This window comes from Flavobacterium sp. A45 (assembly GCF_002001005.1).
In the GTDB taxonomy this organism is placed as follows: domain Bacteria; phylum Bacteroidota; class Bacteroidia; order Flavobacteriales; family Flavobacteriaceae; genus Flavobacterium.
In genome coordinates this window covers 1-23,587 of record NZ_MUNX01000060.1, presented here as the reverse complement: position 1 = coordinate 23,587, position 23,587 = coordinate 1, and the positions used below count along the sequence as shown (strand labels likewise).

Genomic DNA, 23,587 nt, shown 5'->3' with positions numbered 1-23,587 from the left:
AACCATAAGTATGTTAACAATAATAGATAAGTACATTCTAAAAAGATATTTAGCCACTTTTGCGGTGATGCTTTTATTATTTGCACCTATTGGGATGATTATTGATATATCGGAGAAAATCAATAAAATGATTGAGAATAAAGTGCCGTTTTTTAAAATAGCCATTTATTATTATCATTTTACAATTTACTTTATGAATAATCTCTTTCCGATATTTTTGTTTATATCGGTGATTTGGTTTACCTCAAAATTGGCAAACAATACAGAAATTATTGCTATTTTAAGTTCGGGAATTTCTTTTACGCGTTTTATGAGACCCTATATTATAGGGGCTGCGATTGTATCTGTAATAGTTTTACTGATGGGATTCTATGTGGTACCCGCATCTAGTGAAGGCTACAATAATTTTAGGTACACCTATCTCAAGAGTGGAGGGAAGGAAATCATGCGTGGCGATAATACCGATGTTTACAGGCAGATAAGTGATAATGAGTTTATCTATGTGAATAGCTTTAATAATGAGTCCCAAATGGCTTTTAATTTTTCGTTGGAGCACTTCAAAAAAGAGAAATTAGAATACAAAATTACGGCTAGTAGAATCAAATGGAATCCTAAGGAAAAGAACTATTCTTTATTTGATTACACCAAAAGAATCGTTGGAAAAGAATCGGATGTGATTGAAAAAGCACCCGAAAAGAAGATGAAATTTAGTTTTGATCTAGAGGATTTAGCCCCTGTGGTTTATATTGCCGAGACATTAAGTTTAGGGGATTTGAAAGCTTTTATAGAAAAGGAAAAAAAACGAGGATCGTCCAATATCAATGTTTATTTGGTTGTTTTGTATAAAAAATATAGTGTGCCCGTTTCGGCTTTTATATTAACTATTATAGCGGTTTCTGTATCTTCAATGAAACGAAGAGGGGGAATGGGAGCCAACTTGGCTATCGGAATTGCAGTGGCATTTTCATTTGTCTTTTTTGATAAAATTTTTGGTGTATTGGCCGAAAAATCTTCATTTTCACCACTTCTGGCGGTTTGGTTGCCTAACATTGTTTTTGGAATATTAGCTGTTTATTTATTACGAAATGCGAAACGATAATTTAAAAAGTTACCTTAGTTTACATTTAATTGTTTTTATTTGGGGGTTTACAGCAATTTTAGGGGCATTAATTACAATACAGTCTGATTTTTTGGTTTGGTATAGAATGCTTTTCGCAGCGGTTTTTATTGCTGTTTTTATTGCGTTCAAAAAACAATCGTTTAAAGTGGCTCCCAAGTCATTATTTAAGTTCATAATTGTTGGTCTTTTGATCGCTTTACACTGGATTTTCTTTTTTGAAGCCATCAAAGTCTCTACAGTCTCCATAACCTTATCGGTTTTTTCTTTAGGTGCTTTTTTTGCATCATTATTGGAGCCATTATTTTACGGCCGAAAAGTACTTTGGTATGAAGTTTTTTTTGGATTGATTATTATTGCAGGCCTAGGGTTAATCATGCAGGTGGAGATTAATTATTGGAACGGAATGTTAATAGCTTTAGTTTCTATAATATTAGGGGTGTTGTTTACTTTGATGAACGGAAAATTAATTGCAGACCATGATCCTTCTGTGATATCGTTTTATGAGTTCTTAGCAGGCTTTATTTTTATTTCAATCTATTTTTTATTTAATGGTTCTTTCACTGCAGATTTTTTTGTATTGACAGCCAATGACTGGATTTTGATTTTAATTTTAGCATCCATTTGTACTGCTTATGCCTTTACGGCTTCGGTAAAAGTAATGCGACAATTATCGCCATATACCGTAATGTTAACGACTAATTTAGAGCCTGTTTACGGTATTGTTCTAGCTTTTTTTATTATTGGCGGAAAAGAAAAAATGAGTACTGAATTTTATATTGGGGCTGTTGTAATTGTAATTACGGTACTCTTAAACGGAATTATAAAACATTATAGAAAAGAAGATGAATTGTAGGGTTTTTAGTTGCTATAAAATCTATTTTTTTCTACTTGAACAAAAAAATAAGTGTATAACGATATTAAATTTTATATTTGCAGTTCCAAATCGAAAAATTAAAAACAATAATAAATACGCACAAATCCTATGGAATATTTAGATTTTGAGCTTCCAATAAAAGAACTTGAAGAACAATTAGATAAATGTGTTGTTATTGGTTTAGAATCAGATGTTGATGTTACCAATACTTGTAAACAAATCAACAAAAAATTAGAGGAGACCAAAAAACAGATTTATAAAAACTTGACTGCTTGGCAACGTGTGCAGTTATCAAGACACCCAAGCAGGCCTTATACTTTGGATCATATCAAAGGGATTTGTGGAGATACTTTTCTGGAACTGCATGGGGATAGAGGTTTTAAGGATGATAAAGCCATGATTGGCGGTTTAGGAAAAATTGGAGGGCAATCTTTTATGATTGTCGGTCAGCAAAAAGGATTCAATACCAAGACGCGTCAGTATAGAAATTTTGGGATGGCAAATCCTGAAGGGTACCGAAAAGCATTGCGATTGATGAAAATGGCTGAGAAATTTAATATCCCAGTAGTTACTTTGATTGATACTCCAGGTGCATATCCAGGTTTGGAAGCGGAAGAACGCGGACAAGGAGAAGCCATCGCTAGAAATATTTTTGAAATGGTACGATTGAAAGTGCCTATCATAACAATTATTGTTGGAGAAGGAGCATCAGGTGGAGCATTAGGAATTGGAGTTGGAGACCGTGTTTATATGTTGGAAAACACATGGTATTCTGTGATTTCACCAGAGTCTTGTTCGTCCATTTTATGGAAAAGTTGGGATTATAAAGAACAAGCTGCAGATGCCTTGAAGTTAACTTCTGCTGATATGAAAAAGCAAAAATTAGTTGATGATATTATTCCAGAACCACTAGGTGGAGCTCATTATGATAGAGAGACTACTTTTACTACAGTTGAGCAATATATCATGAAAGGATACAATGAGCTGAAAGACTTATCAACAGAGGAATTAATCGCTCAGAGAATGGATAAATACTGTAAAATGGGAGAGTTCAAAGAATAAACGCCATTTTTAAGATCTTAATCCGAAGCCTTACAGTTTCGGATTTTTTTTTGGTTATAAACAAAAAAGAAGTATTTATAAACAAAAAATCGTAATAACTCAATTGTGATTTTTTTTTAATTTTAGTTACTTTCGCTACATGGAAAATTTCAAAAATATTAGTCCAGTTAAAGTGGACAAAACAACAATTATTAACCTAGAAAAAGGAAAATTACCCCCGCAGGCATTAGATTTAGAAGAGGCAGTGCTTGGGGCTATGATGATTGATAAAAAAGGTGTAGATGAGGTAATTGATATTCTGCAGCCTGATGCGTTTTATAAAGATGCTCACAAATATATTTTTGAAGCCATTATACAATTATTCAACGATACACAGCCAATCGATTTATTGACCGTTTCGGCTCAGCTTAGAAAAAATGCAAAATTAGATCTTGCCGGAGGTGATTTTTATTTAATTCAGCTTACGCAAAAGATATCCTCATCTGCTCACATCGAGTTTCACTCCAGAATTATTCTTCAAAAATTTATTCAGCGAAGTTTAATTCGTATTTCATCTGAAATTATTGAAGCTTCCTATGATGAAACTACTGATGTGTTTGATTTATTAGATCAGGCCGAATCAAAACTCTATGAAGTTACTCAAGGAAATATCAAACGTAGTTCTGAAACGGCTCAGAGTTTAGTACTACAAGCAAAAAAGCGTATTGAAGAAATTGCAGGACAGGAAGGACTTTCAGGTGTAGCGACTGGTTTTGATAAACTGGATAAATTGACTTCTGGATGGCAGCCAAGTGATTTAATTATTATTGCGGCGAGACCTGCGATGGGAAAAACAGCCTTTATTTTGTCGATGGCTAGAAATATTGCCATCGATTTTGGGCATCCTGTGGCTTTGTTCTCTTTGGAGATGGCATCGGTACAGTTGATTACCAGGTTGATATCTTCCGAAACTGGATTGTCATCAGAGAAATTACGTACCGGAAAATTAGAAAAACACGAGTGGGAACAGCTTAGTACCAAAGTTAAGAACTTAGAAAAAGCACCACTTTTTATTGATGATACTCCATCGTTGTCTATTTTTGACTTAAGAGCAAAAGCAAGACGTTTGGTGTCACAACATGGCATCAAGATTATTATTATAGATTATTTGCAGTTGATGACTGCCGGAGGAAATGGAAAAGGCGGAGGAAACAGAGAGCAGGAAATCTCGACAATCTCCCGAAATTTAAAGGCATTGGCAAAGGAGTTAAATGTTCCTGTAATTGCACTTTCACAATTATCGCGTGCTGTTGAAACTCGTGGTTCGAGCAAAAGACCTTTGCTTTCGGATCTTCGTGAATCTGGAGCGATTGAGCAGGATGCGGATATTGTTTCATTTTTATACCGTCCTGAATATTATAAAATTGATGAATGGGATGATGAAGAAGCATCTCCAACTGCAGGTCAAGCAGAGATCATGATTGCAAAACACAGGAATGGTGGTATCGAAAATGTTCGTTTGAAATTCATTGGTCATTTAGGACGATTCGATAATTTAGAAGATTACAGTGGTGGTTATGATGATTTGCCATCTAGTATGAATCATGATGAAAATTCATTTATAACCAAAAATCTTCCATCGGCAAATGAGGCTTTTGGAAGCAATTTTAATAATGATGACGATGATGGTGACGTGCCATTTTAAAATTTAAAAATTGTATTTCACAAAAAAGGAGGATATTTTACGAAGATAAAATATCCTCCTTTTTTATGATTTAGAATTCTGTAATATTGTTATTGTGTTGGTTTGTAGTGATTTGAATTTCTTAATTCCTCACAAAAGAGAATTTTTATTATGTTTGTGCTGATAAAATAGTGTTGTATTTTATTAGGAAAATAGCTAAATGTGATTATATTTGTCGTTTATAATCATTAAAATTAGCCAAAATACATGTTTATTTATTTAAAGTAAGATAAATAATGTGAAGATATGCAAAAGCGATAAGTGAAAGTTACTAAACACTTCAATAGAATAGTTATGGAAAAGAAATTAGAATTTGATGATTTAGATATTTTCCAAAAAAGCACTCAGTTATCGGCCTTAGTTAAAACATTAGAATCGGATAGAAAGCGAATTGCGCAGAGTCTGCATGATGATATATGTTCAAAACTGAATGTGATTTCGTTGAATTGTCATCTCCTGAAAATTCCTAATTTACCTCCAAAAGAGATTGAAGAAATAACCAAAAACATTATTGAATACACGTCAAAAGCTTTGAATAGTTCTAAAAAAATGACACACAGTTTACTTCCGCCTGTATTGGATAAATTTGGACTTCATGCTGGAATTGAGGAATTATGTGCTCAGTTAATTGACGATGGAACCGTTGCTATTCAATATGAAAATACTTTAAAATTTGATTTTGAAGAGAATGATAATCATATACATGTTTTTAGAATTTTACAGGAGTTGTTTGCTAATTCGATACAACATGGAAAGGCAACTTCAATCTCTCTTTTTTTTGACATAATAGATGGAAAAAGAACCTGTAAATATTTAGATAATGGAATCGGTTTTGATATGAATCAATTGAAAAATCATAAGGGTCTTGGAATAAAAAATGTTGTAAGTAGAGTTGAAGTTTTAGGAGGGAGTCTCTCGATGGAGTCTCAAATAAATAATGGAATTTCAGTTGTTTTTAATTTCTAAATTATGAAAGAAACTATAAAAATAATTCTAGTGGATGATGAGGTTCTATTCAGAAAAGGAATTTCGTTTTTATTATCTAGGGAAGAAAATATTGAAGTGATTTTTGAAGCTTCGGATGGTGTTGAATTAATTGATTTTCTTAAAGGAAATAACACTAAGCCTGATATCGTAATGATGGATTTGAAAATGCCATTGCTAAACGGTATTGAAGCTACCAAAATTATCCATAGAGATTTTTCGGAAATAAAAATCATTGCATTGACGAGTTACGATTCTAAATCATTTATAGCCAATATGATTGATGTTGGAGCTGTTTCTTATTTGGTAAAAAATGCGACACCACAAGAATTATTTGCCACTATAAATGAAGTAGCCACAAAAGGATTTTATTATTCAGACTACGTAATGGGTATTATTCAAAATGATTTAATTGCTAATAAAAAAACGAAATGCAGTTTTGATACTAGTTTTATTACTTCCCGTGAATTAGAAGTATTGCAACTCATTTGCAAGCAAAAAAGTACCATCGAAATAGGCGAAAAATTATTCATAAGTCCGAGAACTGTTGAAGGACACAGAAACAATTTATTACTTAAAACAGAATCCAAGAATATTGCAGGATTGGTGGTTTATGCTATTCAAAACGGTATCGTGTCTTTGGATATTTAATAGCTGAATGTTAAAAATATTTTTTTGCATGATTATAAAAGATAAAAAGAGTACTTTAATTACTTCCAATTATCTTTGCTTTAAAATAGTTTTCAATGATGTGTAAAAGAATTCTTTTTATATTTATTTTTCTAGTATCTATTTCCTCTAAGGCTTCTTTTATTTTGTTGCCAATGGATGAAACGACACAGCAAAATCACCTCAAAGCGTATGGGATTACCTATTGGTGTTTAGCCAAAAACTACAAAGCCAGCTGGTTGCTTAATTACCGTGGAGGTTCTTTTTTATTGCCTGATGCTGAAGAAATTAGGAAGGAGTGCCAAATACGGGGCGTGAGTTTTGAAGTCATTTCGGATGCTGAGGAAACATCGATATTGAATGAAATTTCAAGTCCTTCCCAGAATATGGAAGCGATTATTTTAGAAAAAGCTCCCAAAGTTGCGGTTTACACCCCCAAAGGAAAACAGCCTTGGGACGATGCAGTAACTTTAGTGTTGACTTATGCCGAAATTCCTTTTACACCCATTTATGACGAAGAAGTGTTAAGTGATCAATTATTGCTTTATGATTGGCTGCATTTGCATCACGAGGATTATACGGGACAGTATGGTAAGTTTTATGCAGCGTATAAAAATATTCCCTGGTATATTGACCAAAAGAGAGATTCCGAGGCCTTGGCCAAAAAATTAGGCTTCAACAAAGTATCTCAAGAAAAAGGAGCAGTTGCCAAAAAGATTCGGGATTTCGTAATTGGAGGAGGATTCTTGTTTGCAATGTGTTCAGCTACGGATAGTTTTGATATTGCGTTGGCAGCAGATGGTGTTGATATTTGTGAATCCATGTTTGATGGAGATCCAAGCGAAGCCAATTATCAATCCAAATTGAATTTTGGAAATTCTTTTGCTTTCAAAAATTTTACTTTGGAGAGAAGACCTGAACAATATGAGTTTTCGGATATTGATATGACCTTAAAAAGAAAGATTCCTATGGACAAAGATTATTTTACTTTAATGGAATATTCGGCCAAATGGGATTTTATCCCCAGTATGTTGTGCCAAAATCATACACAATTAATAAAAGGTTTTATGGGACAAACTACTTCATTTGATTCCGAATTGGTAAAATCGAATGTTCTGGTAATGGGAACTTGTGAATTGAATGGTGAAGCCAGATACATTCATGGAGAAAAAGGAAAAGGTATGTTTACCTTTTATGGAGGTCATGATCCTGAGGATTATCAACATCAGGTAGGTGATCCTGCTACTGTTTTGGATTTGCATCCCAATTCTCCTGGTTATCGATTAATTTTGAATAATGTGTTGTTTCCAGCGGCTAGAAAGAAAAAGCAGAAAACATAAAAAAGAATGAATCTAAAACTGAAAATTGCTACGCCTGTTCGCTACCGCTCGAGTCCAAATTCCAATTTTTAATATTGAAATTTGGATTTTTTTTGGATAATTAATTCAAAGAAAATTCAAACCAAATAGGAATATGATCAGATATTTTACGGGCGTCTTTTAAGGAAGTGAATTTTTTATGAAACAAAATTACATCCGATCTTAAATAGTTTATGGAGCTGGTTTTGTAAAAGATATTGTCATATTCAGATGCTAAGTAATTATCCCCTTTTGGTTTTAATTTTAATGATGTTTTTTGATTTTTCAAAATAGGAGCAAAGCCCATTTTCTTCAAAGGAATAAAAACCGAATGTGATTGAGGACAATTGAAGTCTCCCGCAAACAGTAGATTCAAAGTAGGGTATTCTTGTGGTAGAAGCTTGAAATATTTAATCTCGGTTTCGGGTTGTTTGCTTTTTGTGATAGCATGAAAAGTAGCAACGGTTATTTTTTTTCCTTTGATTTCAAAAGTGGCAAAATACGGTTCGCGATCTATTTCAAGATGGTATTTTTGTTCTAACCAAGGTTTTCCTTTTAGCCTTAGACTGCTTGTTTTCCAAAGAAAGGCATAACGTTCCGTTTTATAAGCGCTGCTGGAAGTAGGTTCACTTATTCGATAATCCCATTTAGTCCCCTTTCGATTAAGTTCATCTGCTAATCTTGCTACAGCCTGCGTCCCTCCATTTCCCGCTACAACTTCTTGTACAGCAATGATATCGAAGTCTTTTATTGTATTGGCAATAAATGCGATCTCTTGATTGGATTTGGATTTGCCAAAGTTTTGTAGGTTCCAGGAAAGGAATTTGGTTTGGGAAATGGTCGTTAAAGTAAAGAAGAAAAATAAACAAAGAAATTTTATTTTCATTTTGGGGTAAATATTTTCGCCTGCAAATGTATCCTTTTTTTGGAGATAAGCTTCTGTTAAAATGAAGTGATTCGAAACTATCAGAAAATTGAATTCGAGTCTTTTTTTAATGATTAATTAAAATCCATTTTTCTGCCTTTATACTGATAAATGTCATATTAATATAGGAGTTGGAAAAGTATTTTTACTGTAAAAAAGTAATGATATTTTAATTAATTTTATTACAAATTTATTCCCGATTTAAAACGTATATTATTTTGAAAAATTTATCTAAAGTTTTAGCTGTATTGTTTCCCTTTTTAATCTTCGCTCAAGCGGCCACAAAAAAAGAAGTAAATCAACAAGTTCAAACTTGGGTCTCGTTGAATACTGTTACAAAGTTCAGTGACCACTGGGGAATTGCAGCCGATGCACATATTCGTGAAAATGGTTTTTTTGAAAGTAATAATTTTTATTTATTGAGGGGTGGTGTCGCATATATACCCAATCCATCTGTTTCAATAACGGGGGGGTATGCACATATGTGGTTGGCTCCAACCCGTGATGGCTGGTCAACTTATTCGAATGAAAATAGAATATATGAGCAAGCACAGTTAATTACCAAAATTGGAAAAATCAGTATTCTCCAAAGGCTTCGAAATGAGCAGAGATGGCAGGAAAAAATGGCAAATGATGAACCCACAGGAGAACTCCGTTTTACAAATAGAGTGCGTTATTTGGCTAGTTTTAATATTCCAATTTTCAATAATAAAAAAATGCCTTCTTTGGTTTTAGCCGATGAGTTATTGATTCATTTTGGCAAGGAAGTAGTCTATAATACATTTGATCAAAACAGATTGTTTATTGGAATCAAACAAAATATAAATCCCAAGTTGAGTTTTGATTTTGGTTATATGAATGTTTATCAGCAAAAATATTCAGGCTACCAATATGATATGAACCATACCATTCGATTGTTTTTTTACTTGAATTCAGTGATAAAGCATAGCATACCTAAGCCACCAGATCATCATTCAGGCGACGAATGATTTAGAGTTGATAATTTTCAAATGAGGCATTCTTAATTGATATTTAATGTATTAGTGTTAAATATTTTTGTAAGTTTATGTTTTAAAATTCAAAAAACGAATACTTTTTTTGAATTGTTATTTTTTTAAAGTTTTGGTTAAATGAAGGAAATGAATTTATTACTATTCGTTTCTGAATTCAAATATATTTTGTTGATTTTAAAAAAATAAATAATTTATAAAACTTACTAAAATGGAAGATTGTACTGGTTATTCGTTATTGCGAAATCCTCGATTAAATAAAGGAACAGCATTTACTCACGAAGAAAGAGAAAAATTTGGATTGCTCGGAATGTTGCCAGAAGCGGTCGAAACCATTGAAACGCAAACAATACGTATTCACGAACAACTGGATAATTTTGAAAAGCCCATAAATCAATATATATATTTAATGCAGTTGCTGGAAAATAATGAAACCTTATTTTTCAAAACAATCAGCAGTGACCCAGCTAAGTACCTTCCTTTGGTTTATACGCCTACAGTTGGTGAAGCATGTCAAAAATTTGGTCAGGTATCCAGAAGACCAAGGGGCTTGTATCTTTCTATCAAAGAAAAAGACAATCTAAAACAAATTCTGAGAAATTGGCCTGAAAAAGATGTGCGATTTACCGTTGTCACAGATGGCGGACGCATACTAGGATTGGGAGATTTGGGTGTTTTTGGTTTAGGAATTCCCATTGGAAAACTAGTTTTGTACACCAGTTGCGGAGGTGTTCCTCCAGAATGTACACTTCCAATTGTGTTGGATGTGGGTACCAATAATGAAGAGTTTTTGAATGACCCACTATATCCAGGGTTAAAATGCAAAAGGATTAGAGGAAAGGAATTTGATGATTTCGTAGCCGCTTTTGTTGAGGCGATGAATGAAGTTTTTCCTAAAATATGCATACAATGGGAAGATTTCCCGGGTGTTGACGCGATTAAAATTTTAAATACCTATAAAGAGAAAGTCTGCACTTTTAATGATGATATACAAGGGACGGCTGCGATTGCCACTGCAGGATTTATTTCCATAAGTCGCTTGATGAAAAAAAGATTTATTGATCAGCATTTTTTGTTTTTAGGTGCAGGTGCGGCGGCATTTGGTATTGCTGATATGCTGGTCAAAAAATTTCAGAGAGATGGTTTGACTAAGGAAGAAGCTTTAAGTCAGATTTGGATGTTTGATGTAAATGGCTTATTGGTAAAAAGTCGAAAAGATCTTGTCGAACATCAATTTCAATTTGCCCATGATTCTCATCCGTGCACTGATTTTGCTGAAGCAGTCCTTAGAATTAAACCGACAGCTATTGTCGGTGTTAGTACGGTTGGGGGAGCATTCAATCAGCAGGTGATTGAAAATATGAGTGCCGTAAATGAACGACCAATAATTTTCCCATATTCCAACCCAACTTCACATTCTGAATGTACTGCCGAACAAGCTTATAATTGGAGTAGAGGGAAAGCCATTTTTGCTAGTGGGAGCCCATTTGCCCCAGTTGAATATCAAGGTAAAATTTTTACGCCAGGTCAAGGAAATAATGTTTTTATTTTTCCAGCATTAGGGCTCGCTATTTTTGCTACAGAAGCGACAAGGGTTACTGATGATATATTATTGACAGCTGCAGAAGCTGTGGCTGAGCAAGTAAGTTTGGCCGATTTTGAGAAAGGACTAATCTATCCTAATGTTGCTGATATTTTGAGAGTATCTGTAAATGTTGCTGTAAAGATTGCTGAAGATATTTTTAATTTAGGTTTAGCAGGTGTTGATAGACCAGAAAACATTAGTGATTTTATCAAAGGTAAAATGTACATTCCGAAATACAAATAACTCAATTAGTTTTGGAATGTTTGTTCCCAGTAAATTAGAAAAATTGAAATATTGTGATTGTTAAGTTATCATGAATGTTAATTTATTATTGAATATAATTGCCAATATTAATTATATTCAGTATAAATTAACAAAAAATAGTATGATATTTTTTGTTATGCTTATTTATGTATTAACTTTATTGTTAATTTAAAAGCTTGCCCCAGTTTTTAAAATAGAGTGTATTTTGTTAATTGATTTGTAATCTGAAGTTAATGGAAAGTTTTGCACATATTTTACGGGATCATCCTGAGCTAGCTGTTTTTTTAACACTATCTCTGGGTTTTGCTTTAGGGCACATAAAAATTGGTACTTTTAAAATTGGAGTAGTTTTGGGAACTTTGTTCGCTGGAGTGATTATTGGCCAATTAAACATAGAAATCCCTCCGATTGTCAAAACTATTTTCTTCGATTTTTTTCTTTTTGCTACTGGTTACAAAGTAGGACCCCAATTTTTTCAAGGTCTAAAGAAAAATGCATTCCCTCAATTGATGTTAACACTTGTTATTTGTGTCTCTTGTTTATTGATTGCTTTCGGAATTTCGAAACTTTTGAATTATGATACTGGTACTGCTGCAGGACTTTTGGCTGGAGCATTCTCAGAATCCACTCTAATTGGAACTGCTTCTGAAGCCATTCATCAATTACCAATTTCTGAAGCAGAACAATCAAAATTAATTAATCGTATACCCGTTGCTTATTCGCTTACATATCTTATCGGGGCAACTTCTTTTGTTTTCTTTTTAACAACAATTGCTCCAAAATTATTAGGAATCAATTTGGTTGGAGAAAGTAAAAAACTCAGTGAAACCTTGACAGGCGAAACTGAACAGGAACCTGGTCTAGAATTAGTTTATCAAAGTTGGATTATTAGAGCCTATCGAATAACTAATGAGAAATTGTTTGGATTAGCCATATCCGAGTTTGAAAAAGCAAATAAGGATTTAAGATTAGCGGTTCAGCGAATAAGACATAATCAAGAATTAATTGATCCAACTCCCAATACAATTATTCATGAGGGGGATATTTTGGTAATAATGGCGCGACAGGGCATCATCATGACCAGTCTTACCAATATTGGTCCTGAGGTTTTAGATGAGGAATTGTTGAAATTTCCATTGGCACATATGGATGTGACAATCACAAATAAAAATATTTCGGGAAAAACAATTAGAAGTTTACGCGATCATTTTAGTAGTGGGGTAATGTTGGATAAGATTACTAGAGAGTACCAGGAAATACCGTTTAATTTAGATACTGTTTTAGAAAGAGGGGATGTTTTGAAGCTCAGTGGTAAGATGGTTTTAATAGAAAAAGCAGCTAAGGAAATTGGATATCTAGATCGACAAAGTTCAGCTACAGATATTGTGTTTCTAGGATTGGGTATCGTTTTAGGAGGATTTTTTGGGTTGCTTTCGGTTAACGTATTCGGAATAGATATCACTTTGACAACCAGCGGAGGAGCATTGGTGATGGGATTGATTTTTGGCTGGTTGCATTCGTATACACCAATATTTGGGAGTATTCCCGAGCCTGCCTTATGGATTTTTGATAATGTCGGATTGGCAACATTTATCGGTTTGGTAGGAATGGCAGCAGGGCCGAGTTTTATATCTGGACTCCAAGAAATGGGTTTTAGTATTGTTTTAGCTGGTTTTGTAGTGTCGATTGTGCCTCATATCATTGGATTATTTTTTGGGAAATATATACTCAAAATGAACCCGATAATTTTGTTGGGAGCGCAAACAGGAGCAGGAACATCAACCATTGGATTAAAAGCGATACAGGATGCTTCGGCCAGTAAATTTCCGGTTTTGGGGTACACAATTCCTTATGCGTTGGGTAATATTCTCTTAACGGCTTGGGGACCAATTTTAGTTTCAATGATGAATTAAATTTGACTTATTTGCATTGAATATTTTCAATTTATTTAAGTAATTAAATTTAATATAACTTATTTATGGATGTAAAAAGTTTATTTTTATTATTTTTATCCACATATTAAGTCAAGTATAAAAAAAACAAACATTAAAAAGTAATATTATGGAAGTAACAAGGAGAGAACATGATTTTTTAGGTGAATTGGAAATACCTAATCATTTATATTATGGAATTCAGACTTTTAGAGCAGTCGAAAATTTTAATATAACAGGTATTCCAATTTCAAAAGAACCATTGTTCATAAAAGCATTGGGTTATGTGAAAAAAGCTGCAGCACTGGCCAATAAAGATTGTGGAGCCCTAGATGCTAAAATTGCTGAAGCCATTTGTTATGGAAGCGATCAGGTAATAGCTGGTAAATTTGATAAGGAATTTGTTAGTGATTTAATTCAAGGAGGTGCAGGAACATCTGTGAATATGAATGCCAATGAAGTAATTGCTAATATTGGTTTGGAATATTTGGGACATAAAAAAGGGGAGTATAATTTCTTGCATCCAAACAATCACGTGAATTGTTCACAATCTACAAATGATGCTTATCCTTCTGCTTTTAGAATAGCATTGTATTTAAAAATGGACCATTTTATAAAAACAGTCGAAAATCTTGAAAAAGCATTTGCCTCTAAAGGAAACGAGTTCAAAGAAGTTTTAAAAATGGGGCGAACTCAGTTGCAAGATGCGGTACCAATGACTTTGGGTCAGGAATTCAATTCTTATGCAACTACAATAGGAGAAGATGTTTTAAGGTTAAAAGATGCTCAAAGCTTAGTGTTAGATATTAACATGGGAGCAACAGCTATTGGAACTAAAGTAAATGCTCCTGAAGGCTATCCAGAAATTTGTGTTAATTATTTGGCTAAGGAAGTAGGGATTCCATTAACCTTATCCCCAGATTTAATAGAAGCAACAGTAGATACCGGAGCTTATGTACAGATTATGGGTACAATGAAAAGAACGGCGGTTAAAATTTCAAAAATATGTAACGATTTGCGTTTGTTGAGTTCAGGACCAAGAACAGGATTCAATGAAATTAATTTGCCTCCACGTCAGCCTGGTTCATCAATTATGCCGGGAAAAGTAAATCCTGTAATTCCAGAAGTGGTCAATCAAACCTGTTTTTATGTGATAGGGCAAGATTTAACGGTAACTATGGCTGCTGAAGCTGGACAATTGCAATTAAATGTTATGGAGCCAGTAATTGCTTTTGCAATGTTTACCTCATTGGATTATTTGTCAAACGCCATTCAAACATTAATTGATAAATGTATCATCGGGATTACTGCCAATGAACAGCATTGTTATAATATGGTAATGAACAGTATTGGGATTGTTACACAATTGAACCCAATTTTAGGATACGAAGAAAGTGCCAGCATTGCAGGAGAAGCTCTGAAAACGGGAAAAAGCGTACATCAAATTGCAGTTGTGGAACGAAAATTAATTACTCAAGACAAATGGGATGAAATTTATTCTATTGAAAATTTAATCAATCCTAAATTTATCACTTCGTAAGTAGTTGTTTAGGGACTAAAAAATTTAGCTATAAGTATTTAACCAAACAGAAAAAAAATATGAAAAGAATTGTTATGTTATTAATGCTGTCTGTTTTTGCATTACAAGTTCAGGCACAAAATAAACCAGCAAAAACATCACCAAGAATTATTATTTTGGCGACAGGAGGAACCATCGCAGGGTCTGGAGAATCTGCAACAAAAGCGGCTTATACAGCCGGAAAAGTACCTATTGATGATTTGCTAAATGCGGTACCTCAAATTCATGATTACGGAAAAATAACAGGGGAACAAATTGCTCAAATTGGTAGTCAGGATATGAATGTGGTAACTTGGTTGAAGTTGTCCAATAGAATCAATCAAATATTCAAAGAAAATTTAGCAGATGCTATTGTTGTTACTCACGGCACTGATACTCAGGAAGAAACTGCCTATTTTTTGGATTTAACAGTGATGTCTGACAAACCAGTTGTTCTAGTTGGAGCAATGCGTCCATCAACAGCAATGAGTCAGGATGGAAATAGAAATTTGCTAGATGCTGTAATGGTTGCAGCAAGTCCAAAAAGCCAAGGAAAAGGAGTGATCGTTGCTATGGATGAAAAGATTTATGATGCCAGAGATGTGACTAAAACGAGTACAACAAATTTAGAAACTTTTCAATCTCGTAATTTCGGGCCTATTGGATTGATTTATGATGGTAAAGTGAATTTTTACTATCAATCATTAAGAAATCCTTCGAAAAAGTTTGATGTTACAGGCTTGACTTCATTACCTCAAGTTGAAATTGTTTATGGATATGCAGATGCCAGTCCTGTGACTGTAACAGGAATTGCAAATTCAGGAGTCAAAGGGATTGTTTATGCAGGAATGGGAAATGGTAATTTTGGTGAGCCTGTAGGAAAAGCATTGGCTGATGTTGCAAAAAAAGGAATTTTAGTATGTCGTTCTGCAAGGGCGGGTTCAGGTAGAATTACTTTAGAAAATGAAGTAAAAGATGCTGAACTTGGTTTTGTTGTTTCTGATGATTTAAATCCACAAAAATCTAGAGTTTTATTAATGCTGGCGTTGACAACTACATCAGATAGAGGGAAAATTCAACAATATTTCTTTGAATATTGATGTATTACAAAGCGAATCTTTTATGAGATTCGCTTTTTTAGCTTTAAATAAATAATTAGTAACCTTAAATATAACTATATGATTTGGATTGAATTTGCTGTTCTTATTGGAATGATTCTTATAGGAGCACAAATGAAAGGAATTGGATTGGGCGTCATGGGTATGGTTGGACTGTTTATTTTTCTTTTTGTTTTCAAAATGAAACCTACAGACCCACCTTTAGACGTGATGTTAATCATTATGGCTATTGTAACAACGGCTGCAACTTTGCAGGCATCGGGAGGATTAGACTATCTTGTAAATTTGGCAGAGAAAATTATTCGAAGTAACCCATCAAATATTACATTTATAGCTCCATTTACAGTTTATTTTTTATGCCTATTTGCTGGGACTGCCCATATTGTTTATTCCTTATTACCAATTATTTCTGAAGTTTCTGCTAAGAAGAGAATTCGACCTGAACGACCATTAAGTATCTCGGTTATAGCTTCGCATTTGGCTTTGACAGGAAGTCCTATGAGTGCGGCAACTGCTGCTATGGTGGTTATATTAGGTTATCCGGGTGCCTTGGTAGATATCATGATGATTTGTATTCCTGCTAGTATTATAGGTTTGTTGATTGGTTGTTTTTCTGTTTTTAAAAGGGGAATCGAATTGAATGATGATCCTATTTTTATTGAAAAAATGAAAGACCCTGAGTTTGCAAATAGCATGCAAGCAGATATTGAAGGTGAAGAAAAGAGCTTAAAATCAGGGGCTAAAACTTCAGTTTTAATATTCACGTTTGCAATAGTTCTGATTGTAATAGCCGGTGCATTCCCAAATTTAGTTCCAAGTTTTGATCCTGGTGAAAAAACTCTTGCGGTTGCAGCTAACGGTTCTTTATCAATGGTAACAATAATTAGTGTAATAACACTTACTGCTTCTGCGGCCATGATGTTAATTACTAAAACAAGCACAACAGATGTTACTAAAGCCAGTTTGTTTACTTCTATGGCTTCTGCTGTAGTGTCCGTATTTGGTGTGGTTTGGATGAGTTCTACCTTTATGAATTCCAATAATGATACAATACAAGAAGCATTAGGAGGTATTGTTAATGCATATCCTTGGACTTTCGCTATAGCCGTTTTTATAATGGGAGTTTTGATGTTTAGTCAGGCAGCTACTACTAAAACAATGATGCCATTGGGAATTGCTTTGGGGCTTCCTCCATCGGCATTGATAGCTATATTCCCCGCTGTAAACAGTGACTTTGTTTTGCCAGGCTATCCAACTTTATTAGCGGCAATAAACTTTGACAGAACGGGTAGTACCAAAATCGGAAATTATGTAATTAATCATAGTTTTAATTTGCCTGGAATAGTTGCCATTGGTGTAGCTATTGCTGTTGGATTTTTATTAGGGTCGTTTTTATTGTAAATTTTAAAATTAAATAATTATGAAAAAATATTTATTTTTTTTAATGATTGGTTTTTTGCCAATTATAGCATTCAGTCAAGTAGATCAAATGGATAAACAAACCAATGAGGGAGGTTTTTTTATACAGGATTCTCTAAAATCTTTGATACCAATTACAAAACAATCTTTATTAAGAGATGTTGATGTGATTTTTAATTCACGCATGGCTTACAATAGTAATTTTATGGATGGTAATCATACGCTCTCCGAATTTAATGTAAACCAACTTCGTTTTGAAGTAAAAGGTAAAATACACGATAAAGTGTATTTTAGATTCCGTAACAGATACACTAGAGAGCCTATTCCTGGGAATTTGGATAATATCAGTCGATCAGTCGATCTCGCATTTTTGAGAATCGATTTGTCTAAAAGTACTAAGCTATCTTTTGGGAAACTTTGTGCCGATTGGGGAGGTTATGAATTTGATTTCAATCCAATTGATATCTTAACCTATAATGATGTTATAGAATATGCTGATAACTTTTTAGTAGGGGCAGGGATATCCCATGATTTTGCTGAGGGCAAGCAGTCGTTTTCTTTTCAAGTACTGAATTCCAGAACAAAAACCTATGAAGAGCAATATGGAAGCTCTGCTCCGCCAAGCATAAATCCTTCTGAATATCCGTTGGCATTAGTGGCTAATTGGAGAGGTAGTTTTTTTGATGGTAAATTTGAAACCACTTATAGTTATAGTTTCTTCAACGAAGCACAAGGAGCACATATGAACTATTTTGCACTTGGGAATAAATTTAAAGCTAAGAATTTTGTTTTGTATTATGATTTTCAATACAGTGATGAAGGCCTTGATCGCAAAGGAATTGTCTCAAGTATTATTAGCAGCCAATACCCATATGCTGCACAAGAGGCTCTTTATGTGGAAAATTGGGTAAGAGCAGAATATTTGGTGGCTCCTAAGATTAATTTGCTTTTGACTGTGATGAACAGTAATCATTCATGGAAAGATAATCCAGATCCAAATGGCAGTTCAAAATTATCTACCAGTTATGGTCTTATCCCAACTATACAGTATATGCCTTTCAAAGATTTCAATATAAAATTTTATGTGGCCTATACGGCTAGAAGATATGAATATACAAACTATGCTGAAAATGCTTTCGGGGTCAAAGATTATACAACTGGTCTTTTAGGCTTTGGATTTATAGCTCCGTTATTGGTTTTGTAAGTTTATTAAAGTATATGAAAACAAAATGCCCAATCGTAAGATTGGGCATTTTTTATAAGTAAGTAATTCTAAATTGAGTTTATATAACGTTTATTTTACTTTATTAAGTACTGCTTTGAAAGCTTCAGGGTGATTCATCGCTAAATCAGCAAGAACCTTACGGTTCAATTCGATTCCGTTAGATTTCACTTTACCCATGAATTGAGAATAAGACATTCCTTCCAATCTAGCTCCAGCGTTAATACGTTGAATCCATAATGAACGGAAATTTCTTTTATTCACTTTTCTGTCACGGTATGCATAGCACATTGCTTTTTCTACCGCGTTCTTTGCAACTGTCCAAACGTTTTTACGTCTACCAAAGAAACCTTTGGCTTGCTTCATTATTTTTTTTCTTCTTGCTCTTTTAGCAACTGAATTTACCGATCTTGGCATAATTTTATTGTTTTTTTGTAGTAGGCGTCCTGAATTTAATCAAAGGAACTTATTGGCCATACTCCAAGGTTATTGAAATTGTTTTTAACCTAAAGAAATCTATAAGTTTTTGTCTCAATACTTAATTCTCAAGACTTAATACTTTTATTAGATAATTCTTAATTGTTGTTTGATGCTTTTCATATCTGTTTTGTGAACTAGCGCTGAGTGAGTCAAAGCTAATTTACGTTTTTTAGATTTTTTAGTCAAGATGTGACTTTTGAAAGCATGCTTTCTTTTAATCTTTCCAGAACCAGTAACTTTGAAACGTTTCTTGGCGCTAGATTTGGTTTTCATTTTAGGCATTTTTTCCTAGTGTTTTAATTTATTATTACTTACTTAATCTTTTGTTTAAAGTTTCAGACTTCAGGTTTAAAACTGAACAATGAAAACTGAATACTATTTTTTATCTGCTTTCTGCAAACTGATTACTTCTTCTTTTTAGGAGCAATAAACATAATCATTCTCTTTCCTTCAAGAACAGGCATTGCTTCAACTTTTCCGAATTCTTCCAAGTCAGTAGCTAATCTCAATAATAAGATTTGCCCTTGATCTTTATAGATAATTGAACGTCCTTTAAAGAATACGAAAGCTTTTAACTTAGCTCCTTCTTTTAAGAATTTTTCAGCGTTCTTTCTCTTAAATTCGTAATCATGCTCATCAGTTTGAGGACCAAAACGTATTTCTTTTACTACTACTTGAGTAGATTTCGCTTTTAGAGCCTTATCACGTTTCTTTTGTTCGTAAACAAATTTCTTGTAATCCATGATTTTACAAACCGGTGGCTCTGCGTTTGGTGAAATCTCAACTAAATCCAATTCAAATTGGTCAGCTAATCTTAAAGCTTCTGCAAGTTTAAAAACTCCAGGCTCTATGTTTTCACCCACAAGTCTTACTTCTTGTACACCGCGAATAAAGTTATTTATTCTGTGTGCATCCTTTTTTTCTACGCGAGGTTGGTAACCTCTGTTGCTTCTTATTGCTATGACTTTATAATTTAAGTTAAACTGTAAATACTTTTAATGTTTTTTTTATTTCCTCGTCAACAATCGAAGCAAATTCTTCTATTGTAACGCTGATATTGCCTTTTCCTTCTTGACCATGACGGCGAATAGAAATGGTTCCGTTTTTCTCTTCTTCCTCACCAACAATCAGCATAAACGGGATTTTCTGCATTTCTGCATCTCTAATTTTCTTTCCTATCGTCTCGCTTCTGTTATCAATTAGGGCGCGAATTTCGTGATTTTCTAGCAGATTTAAAACTTTTTTAGCATAATTTTCATATTTCTCACTCAAAGACAGTATAATTGCCTGCTCAGGCATTAACCAAAGTGGGAAATTTCCCGCTGTGTGTTCTAGTAAAATTGCAATAAAACGTTCCATAGATCCAAAAGGCGCTCTGTGGATCATTACAGGTCTATGTAATTCATTGTCAGATCCTTTGTAAGTCAATTCAAAACGCTCTGGTAAATTGTAATCCACCTGAATTGTTCCTAATTGCCATTGTCTGCCTAAAGCATCCTTTACCATGAAATCCAGTTTTGGACCGTAGAAAGCGGCCTCTCCGTATTCAACAATGGTATTTAATCCTTTATCTGCTGCTGCATTGATGATAGCATTTTCCGCTTTCTCCCAATTTTCATCAGAACCAATGTATTTGTCTCTGTTCTCTTTGTCTCTCAATGAAATCTGAGCGGTAAAGTTTTCAAAACCTAATGAACCAAATACATAAAGTACCAAGTCAATTACTTTTTTAAACTCTTCATCCAATTGCTCTGGAGTACAAAAAATATGTGCATCATCCTGAGTAAACCCACGTACGCGAGTTAAACCATGTAATTCACCACTTTGCTCATATCTGTAAACTGTTCCAAATTCAGCATAACGCTTAGGTAAATCTTTGTATGACCAAGGTCTTACATTATAGATTTCACAGTGATGAGGGCAGTTCATAGGTTTCAATAAAAACTCCTCTCCTTCAGCAGGAGTGTTGATTGGTTGAAAACTGTCTGCTCCGTATTTAGCATAATGTCCAGAAGTTACATATAACTCCTTTTGACCAATATGCGGAGTTACAACTTGCTCGTAACCTGCTTTCTTTTGTGCTTTTTTCAAAAACTGTTCCAAACGATCTCTCAAAGCGGCTCCTTTTGGTAACCATAACGGCAAACCTTGGCCTACTTTTTGAGAAAAAGCAAATAATTCCAATTCTTTTCCTAGTTTTCTGTGGTCGCGACGTTTCGCTTCTTCGAGTAATTCTAGGTATTCAGTTAAATCTTTTTGTTTCGGGAATGAAGTTCCATAAACACGGGTTAACTGCTTATTTTTTTCATCACCTCTCCAGTAGGCTCCAGCAACACTCATTACTTTCATTGCCTTGATGATTCCTGTATTAGGAATATGTCCACCACGACATAAATCGGTAAAAGTTGAATGATCACAAAAAGTGATAGTTCCGTCTTCAAGATTAGTAATCAGCTCTGTTTTGTAAACATTGTCTTTGTACATCTCTAATGCTTCTGCTTTAGTAACAGGACGCATTTTAAATTCATGTTTTTCTCTTGAAATCTCAAGAACACGGTCTTCAATTTTCTTAAAGTCGGCCTCAGTAATCTTTTGGTCTTCAAAATCAACGTCATAGTAAAACCCGTTAGAAATTGCAGGTCCCAGAGTTAATTTTGCTCCAGGGTACATTTCTTCTAGAACTTGTGCCATAACGTGTGAAGTCGAATGCCAAAAAGCTTTTTTGCCATCAGCATCATTCCAAGTATATAATGTAAGACTGCCGTCGGTCGTCAATGGTGTAGATGTTTCAATAGTTGTACCATTGAAAGAAGCCGAAATTACATTTCTGGCAAATCCTTCACTGATGCTTTTTGCAACATCCATCGGAGTTACTTCTGGAGCAAACTCTCTAACTGACCCATCGGGCAAAGTAATCTTAATCATTGTTTTTTATATTTTAAGATTGCAAATATAAAGTATTAACAAAACACATACAATAGGTATATGAGGTTTGTTCTATATATGTATGAAATCTAAATAGGTGTTGTTGTAAAAGAGGAATCCGAATGATTAGGAGCTATTTCCAGCTGTACACTATATCTGCTGTCCCGAACCCCGGGACAGCAGGATGTCGTTTCCATCTGGGCTAGGGCATCAGTTTTCATAAAGAGTGAACTAGAAAATTCACTCTTTATATAATAGGTAAGAATGATTCAAAGAAAACTTCCTCCTTCATATGTGCTTCTGATTTGGTTAGGGATTGTTTGCTAAATCCAGCAACTGCAAAGATGTAAAAGCCTCGGAAAATGATTCCAATCTTTGCGACTTAGCGCCTCTGCGAGAAAATAAAGCATTGTTTACGGCATTTCGTGCGAACCTCACAAGGGTTGAAAGTCAAAATAAAGCCCAATAACCAAGCGGAACTTCGGTAAACTCCCAAATTCCTCAAAAAGCTCTTGATGTAAATTTCAAGTTATCAGTCTGTTAAAAAATAAACGCAAAATAATTAAAAAAACCCATTGTTTAACTGAATAAACGTGGTACTTTTGCACCCGCAACAACGCATACGTTCCTATAAATCCTGACAAGCCCATGAAATCGAAACGAAAATTTATTTTCAAAAAAAGATTAAAAAAAGCTTGTGAGATTCGAAAGCGTAAGCTATTTTTGCACCCCGCAAAACGCGTAACGTTCCTTGAAAGATTGACAAGAAAAAGAGAAGAAAACGAAAAATAAAATTTTCAAAAAAACTTCAAAATTTACTTGCCAGTTAAAAAAGAATAGCTATTTTTGCACCCGCTAATCGAAAGACTAGCGTATAAGAATAAAGAAGAACACGTTCCTAGACATATTGAATTGACAGCCGTTCCGATGCAAATCGGAACAAATAAAATAAGAGTAATAGAATCGGAAGATTTGAGAATAACCACTAGACCTTCAGTCAAAAATTAATAGCTTAATTAATTAAGCAAACAATATACGATGAAGAGTTTGATCCTGGCTCAGGATGAACGCTAGCGGCAGGCTTAACACATGCAAGTCGAGGGGTATAGTTCTTCGGGACTAGAGACCGGCGCACGGGTGCGTAACGCGTATGCAATCTACCTTTTACAGAGGGATAGCCCAGAGAAATTTGGATTAATACCTCATAGTATAGTACAATCGCATGATTGAACTATTAAAGTCACAACGGTAAAAGATGAGCATGCGTCCCATTAGCTAGTTGGTAAGGTAACGGCTTACCAAGGCTACGATGGGTAGGGGTCCTGAGAGGGAGATCCCCCACACTGGTACTGAGACACGG

General features: G+C 34.2%; 21 protein-coding genes and 1 rRNA gene. 16 read left to right on the top strand and 6 right to left on the bottom strand.

What is annotated here, in order from left to right:
* The first annotated feature begins 10 nt into the window (after positions 1-10).
* The 7 genes from B0E44_RS05190 to B0E44_RS05160 all read left to right on the top strand — a co-directional run bounded on the left by B0E44_RS05190 (position 11) and on the right by B0E44_RS05160 (position 7,772).
* Positions 11-1,099: an LptF/LptG family permease gene (locus B0E44_RS05190; RefSeq protein ID WP_077371152.1), complete on the top strand. Its 1,089-nt coding sequence runs from the start codon at positions 11-13 to the stop codon at positions 1,097-1,099.
* Positions 1,086-1,973 carry a DMT family transporter gene (locus B0E44_RS05185; RefSeq protein ID WP_077371150.1) on the top strand — a complete coding sequence of 296 codons (888 nt, stop codon included), beginning with the start codon at positions 1,086-1,088 and terminating at the stop codon, positions 1,971-1,973. The genes B0E44_RS05190 and B0E44_RS05185 overlap by 14 nt, the downstream gene beginning before the upstream one ends.
* Before the next feature lie 129 nt (positions 1,974-2,102).
* Positions 2,103-3,056: an acetyl-CoA carboxylase carboxyltransferase subunit alpha gene (locus B0E44_RS05180; RefSeq protein ID WP_077371148.1), complete on the top strand. Its 954-nt coding sequence runs from the start codon at positions 2,103-2,105 to the stop codon at positions 3,054-3,056.
* Between the two features lie 139 nt (positions 3,057-3,195).
* Complete coding sequence (dnaB, locus tag B0E44_RS05175) at positions 3,196-4,740, top strand: replicative DNA helicase (RefSeq protein WP_077371146.1); 1,545 nt, start codon at positions 3,196-3,198, stop codon at positions 4,738-4,740.
* A 333-nt stretch (positions 4,741-5,073) separates the two neighbouring features.
* Positions 5,074-5,745 (top strand): sensor histidine kinase, encoded by a 672-nt coding sequence (locus tag B0E44_RS05170; protein WP_077371144.1) that lies wholly within the window; start codon positions 5,074-5,076, stop codon positions 5,743-5,745.
* Between the two features lie 3 nt (positions 5,746-5,748).
* Complete coding sequence (locus B0E44_RS05165; RefSeq protein WP_077371142.1) at positions 5,749-6,414, top strand: response regulator transcription factor; 666 nt, start codon at positions 5,749-5,751, stop codon at positions 6,412-6,414.
* Positions 6,415-6,509: 95 nt separating this feature from the next.
* Positions 6,510-7,772, top strand: a complete 1,263-nt coding sequence (locus B0E44_RS05160) for an asparagine synthetase B (RefSeq protein WP_077371140.1) — start codon at positions 6,510-6,512, stop codon at positions 7,770-7,772.
* Positions 7,773-7,872: 100 nt separating this feature from the next.
* On the opposite strand, the gene B0E44_RS05155 is transcribed toward B0E44_RS05160, so the two are convergent.
* Positions 7,873-8,676, bottom strand: coding sequence for an endonuclease/exonuclease/phosphatase family protein (locus B0E44_RS05155; protein ID WP_077371138.1), 804 nt, complete (start codon positions 8,674-8,676; stop codon positions 7,873-7,875).
* A 257-nt stretch (positions 8,677-8,933) separates the two neighbouring features.
* On the opposite strand from B0E44_RS05155, the gene B0E44_RS05150 reads away from it, so the two are divergent.
* The 7 genes from B0E44_RS05150 to B0E44_RS05120 all read left to right on the top strand — a co-directional run bounded on the left by B0E44_RS05150 (position 8,934) and on the right by B0E44_RS05120 (position 18,804).
* The gene (locus tag B0E44_RS05150) at positions 8,934-9,704 is read left to right on the top strand and encodes a DUF2490 domain-containing protein (protein ID WP_165688771.1); all 771 of its coding nucleotides are present in this window, start codon (positions 8,934-8,936) and stop codon (positions 9,702-9,704) included.
* A gap of 232 nt (positions 9,705-9,936) precedes the next feature.
* The gene (locus B0E44_RS05145) at positions 9,937-11,553 is read left to right on the top strand and encodes an NAD-dependent malic enzyme (RefSeq protein ID WP_077371135.1); all 1,617 of its coding nucleotides are present in this window, start codon (positions 9,937-9,939) and stop codon (positions 11,551-11,553) included.
* A 254-nt stretch (positions 11,554-11,807) separates the two neighbouring features.
* Positions 11,808-13,487 carry an aspartate-alanine antiporter gene (gene aspT, locus B0E44_RS05140; RefSeq protein WP_077371134.1) on the top strand — a complete coding sequence of 560 codons (1,680 nt, stop codon included), beginning with the start codon at positions 11,808-11,810 and terminating at the stop codon, positions 13,485-13,487.
* A gap of 148 nt (positions 13,488-13,635) precedes the next feature.
* A complete protein-coding gene (gene aspA / locus B0E44_RS05135; RefSeq protein ID WP_077371133.1) occupies positions 13,636-15,045 on the top strand; it encodes an aspartate ammonia-lyase in 1,410 nt (469 codons plus the stop codon).
* 59 nt (positions 15,046-15,104) lie between these two features.
* Positions 15,105-16,163 carry a type II asparaginase gene (locus tag B0E44_RS05130; RefSeq protein WP_077371132.1) on the top strand — a complete coding sequence of 353 codons (1,059 nt, stop codon included), beginning with the start codon at positions 15,105-15,107 and terminating at the stop codon, positions 16,161-16,163.
* 78 nt (positions 16,164-16,241) lie between these two features.
* Positions 16,242-17,582 (top strand): anaerobic C4-dicarboxylate transporter family protein, encoded by a 1,341-nt coding sequence (locus tag B0E44_RS05125; RefSeq protein ID WP_077371131.1) that lies wholly within the window; start codon positions 16,242-16,244, stop codon positions 17,580-17,582.
* Between the two features lie 19 nt (positions 17,583-17,601).
* On the top strand, positions 17,602-18,804 hold the full coding sequence (locus B0E44_RS05120) for a porin (protein WP_077371130.1): 1,203 nt from the start codon (positions 17,602-17,604) through the stop codon (positions 18,802-18,804).
* 90 nt (positions 18,805-18,894) lie between these two features.
* Here B0E44_RS05120 and rplT read toward each other — a convergent pair whose 3' ends face one another.
* From rplT to B0E44_RS19075, 5 genes are all read right to left on the bottom strand, one after another.
* Complete coding sequence (rplT, locus tag B0E44_RS05115; protein WP_077371129.1) at positions 18,895-19,239, bottom strand: 50S ribosomal protein L20; 345 nt, start codon at positions 19,237-19,239, stop codon at positions 18,895-18,897.
* A 147-nt stretch (positions 19,240-19,386) separates the two neighbouring features.
* A complete protein-coding gene (gene rpmI / locus B0E44_RS05110; protein ID WP_022827375.1) occupies positions 19,387-19,584 on the bottom strand; it encodes a 50S ribosomal protein L35 in 198 nt (65 codons plus the stop codon).
* Between the two features lie 122 nt (positions 19,585-19,706).
* Positions 19,707-20,264: a translation initiation factor IF-3 gene (infC, locus tag B0E44_RS05105; protein WP_371594681.1), complete on the bottom strand. Its 558-nt coding sequence runs from the start codon at positions 20,262-20,264 to the stop codon at positions 19,707-19,709.
* Positions 20,265-20,280: 16 nt separating this feature from the next.
* On the bottom strand, positions 20,281-22,227 hold the full coding sequence (gene thrS, locus B0E44_RS05100) for a threonine--tRNA ligase (RefSeq protein WP_077371127.1): 1,947 nt from the start codon (positions 22,225-22,227) through the stop codon (positions 20,281-20,283).
* Positions 22,228-22,316: 89 nt separating this feature from the next.
* Positions 22,317-22,448 (bottom strand): hypothetical protein, encoded by a 132-nt coding sequence (locus B0E44_RS19075; protein WP_256382259.1) that lies wholly within the window; start codon positions 22,446-22,448, stop codon positions 22,317-22,319.
* A gap of 625 nt (positions 22,449-23,073) precedes the next feature.
* Between B0E44_RS19075 and B0E44_RS18750 the strand changes: the two genes are divergently transcribed.
* Positions 23,074-23,235, top strand: coding sequence for a hypothetical protein (locus tag B0E44_RS18750; protein WP_165688770.1), 162 nt, complete (start codon positions 23,074-23,076; stop codon positions 23,233-23,235).
* Positions 23,236-23,262: 27 nt separating this feature from the next.
* A 16S ribosomal RNA gene (locus B0E44_RS05095) occupies positions 23,263-23,587 on the top strand; the annotation flags it as partial.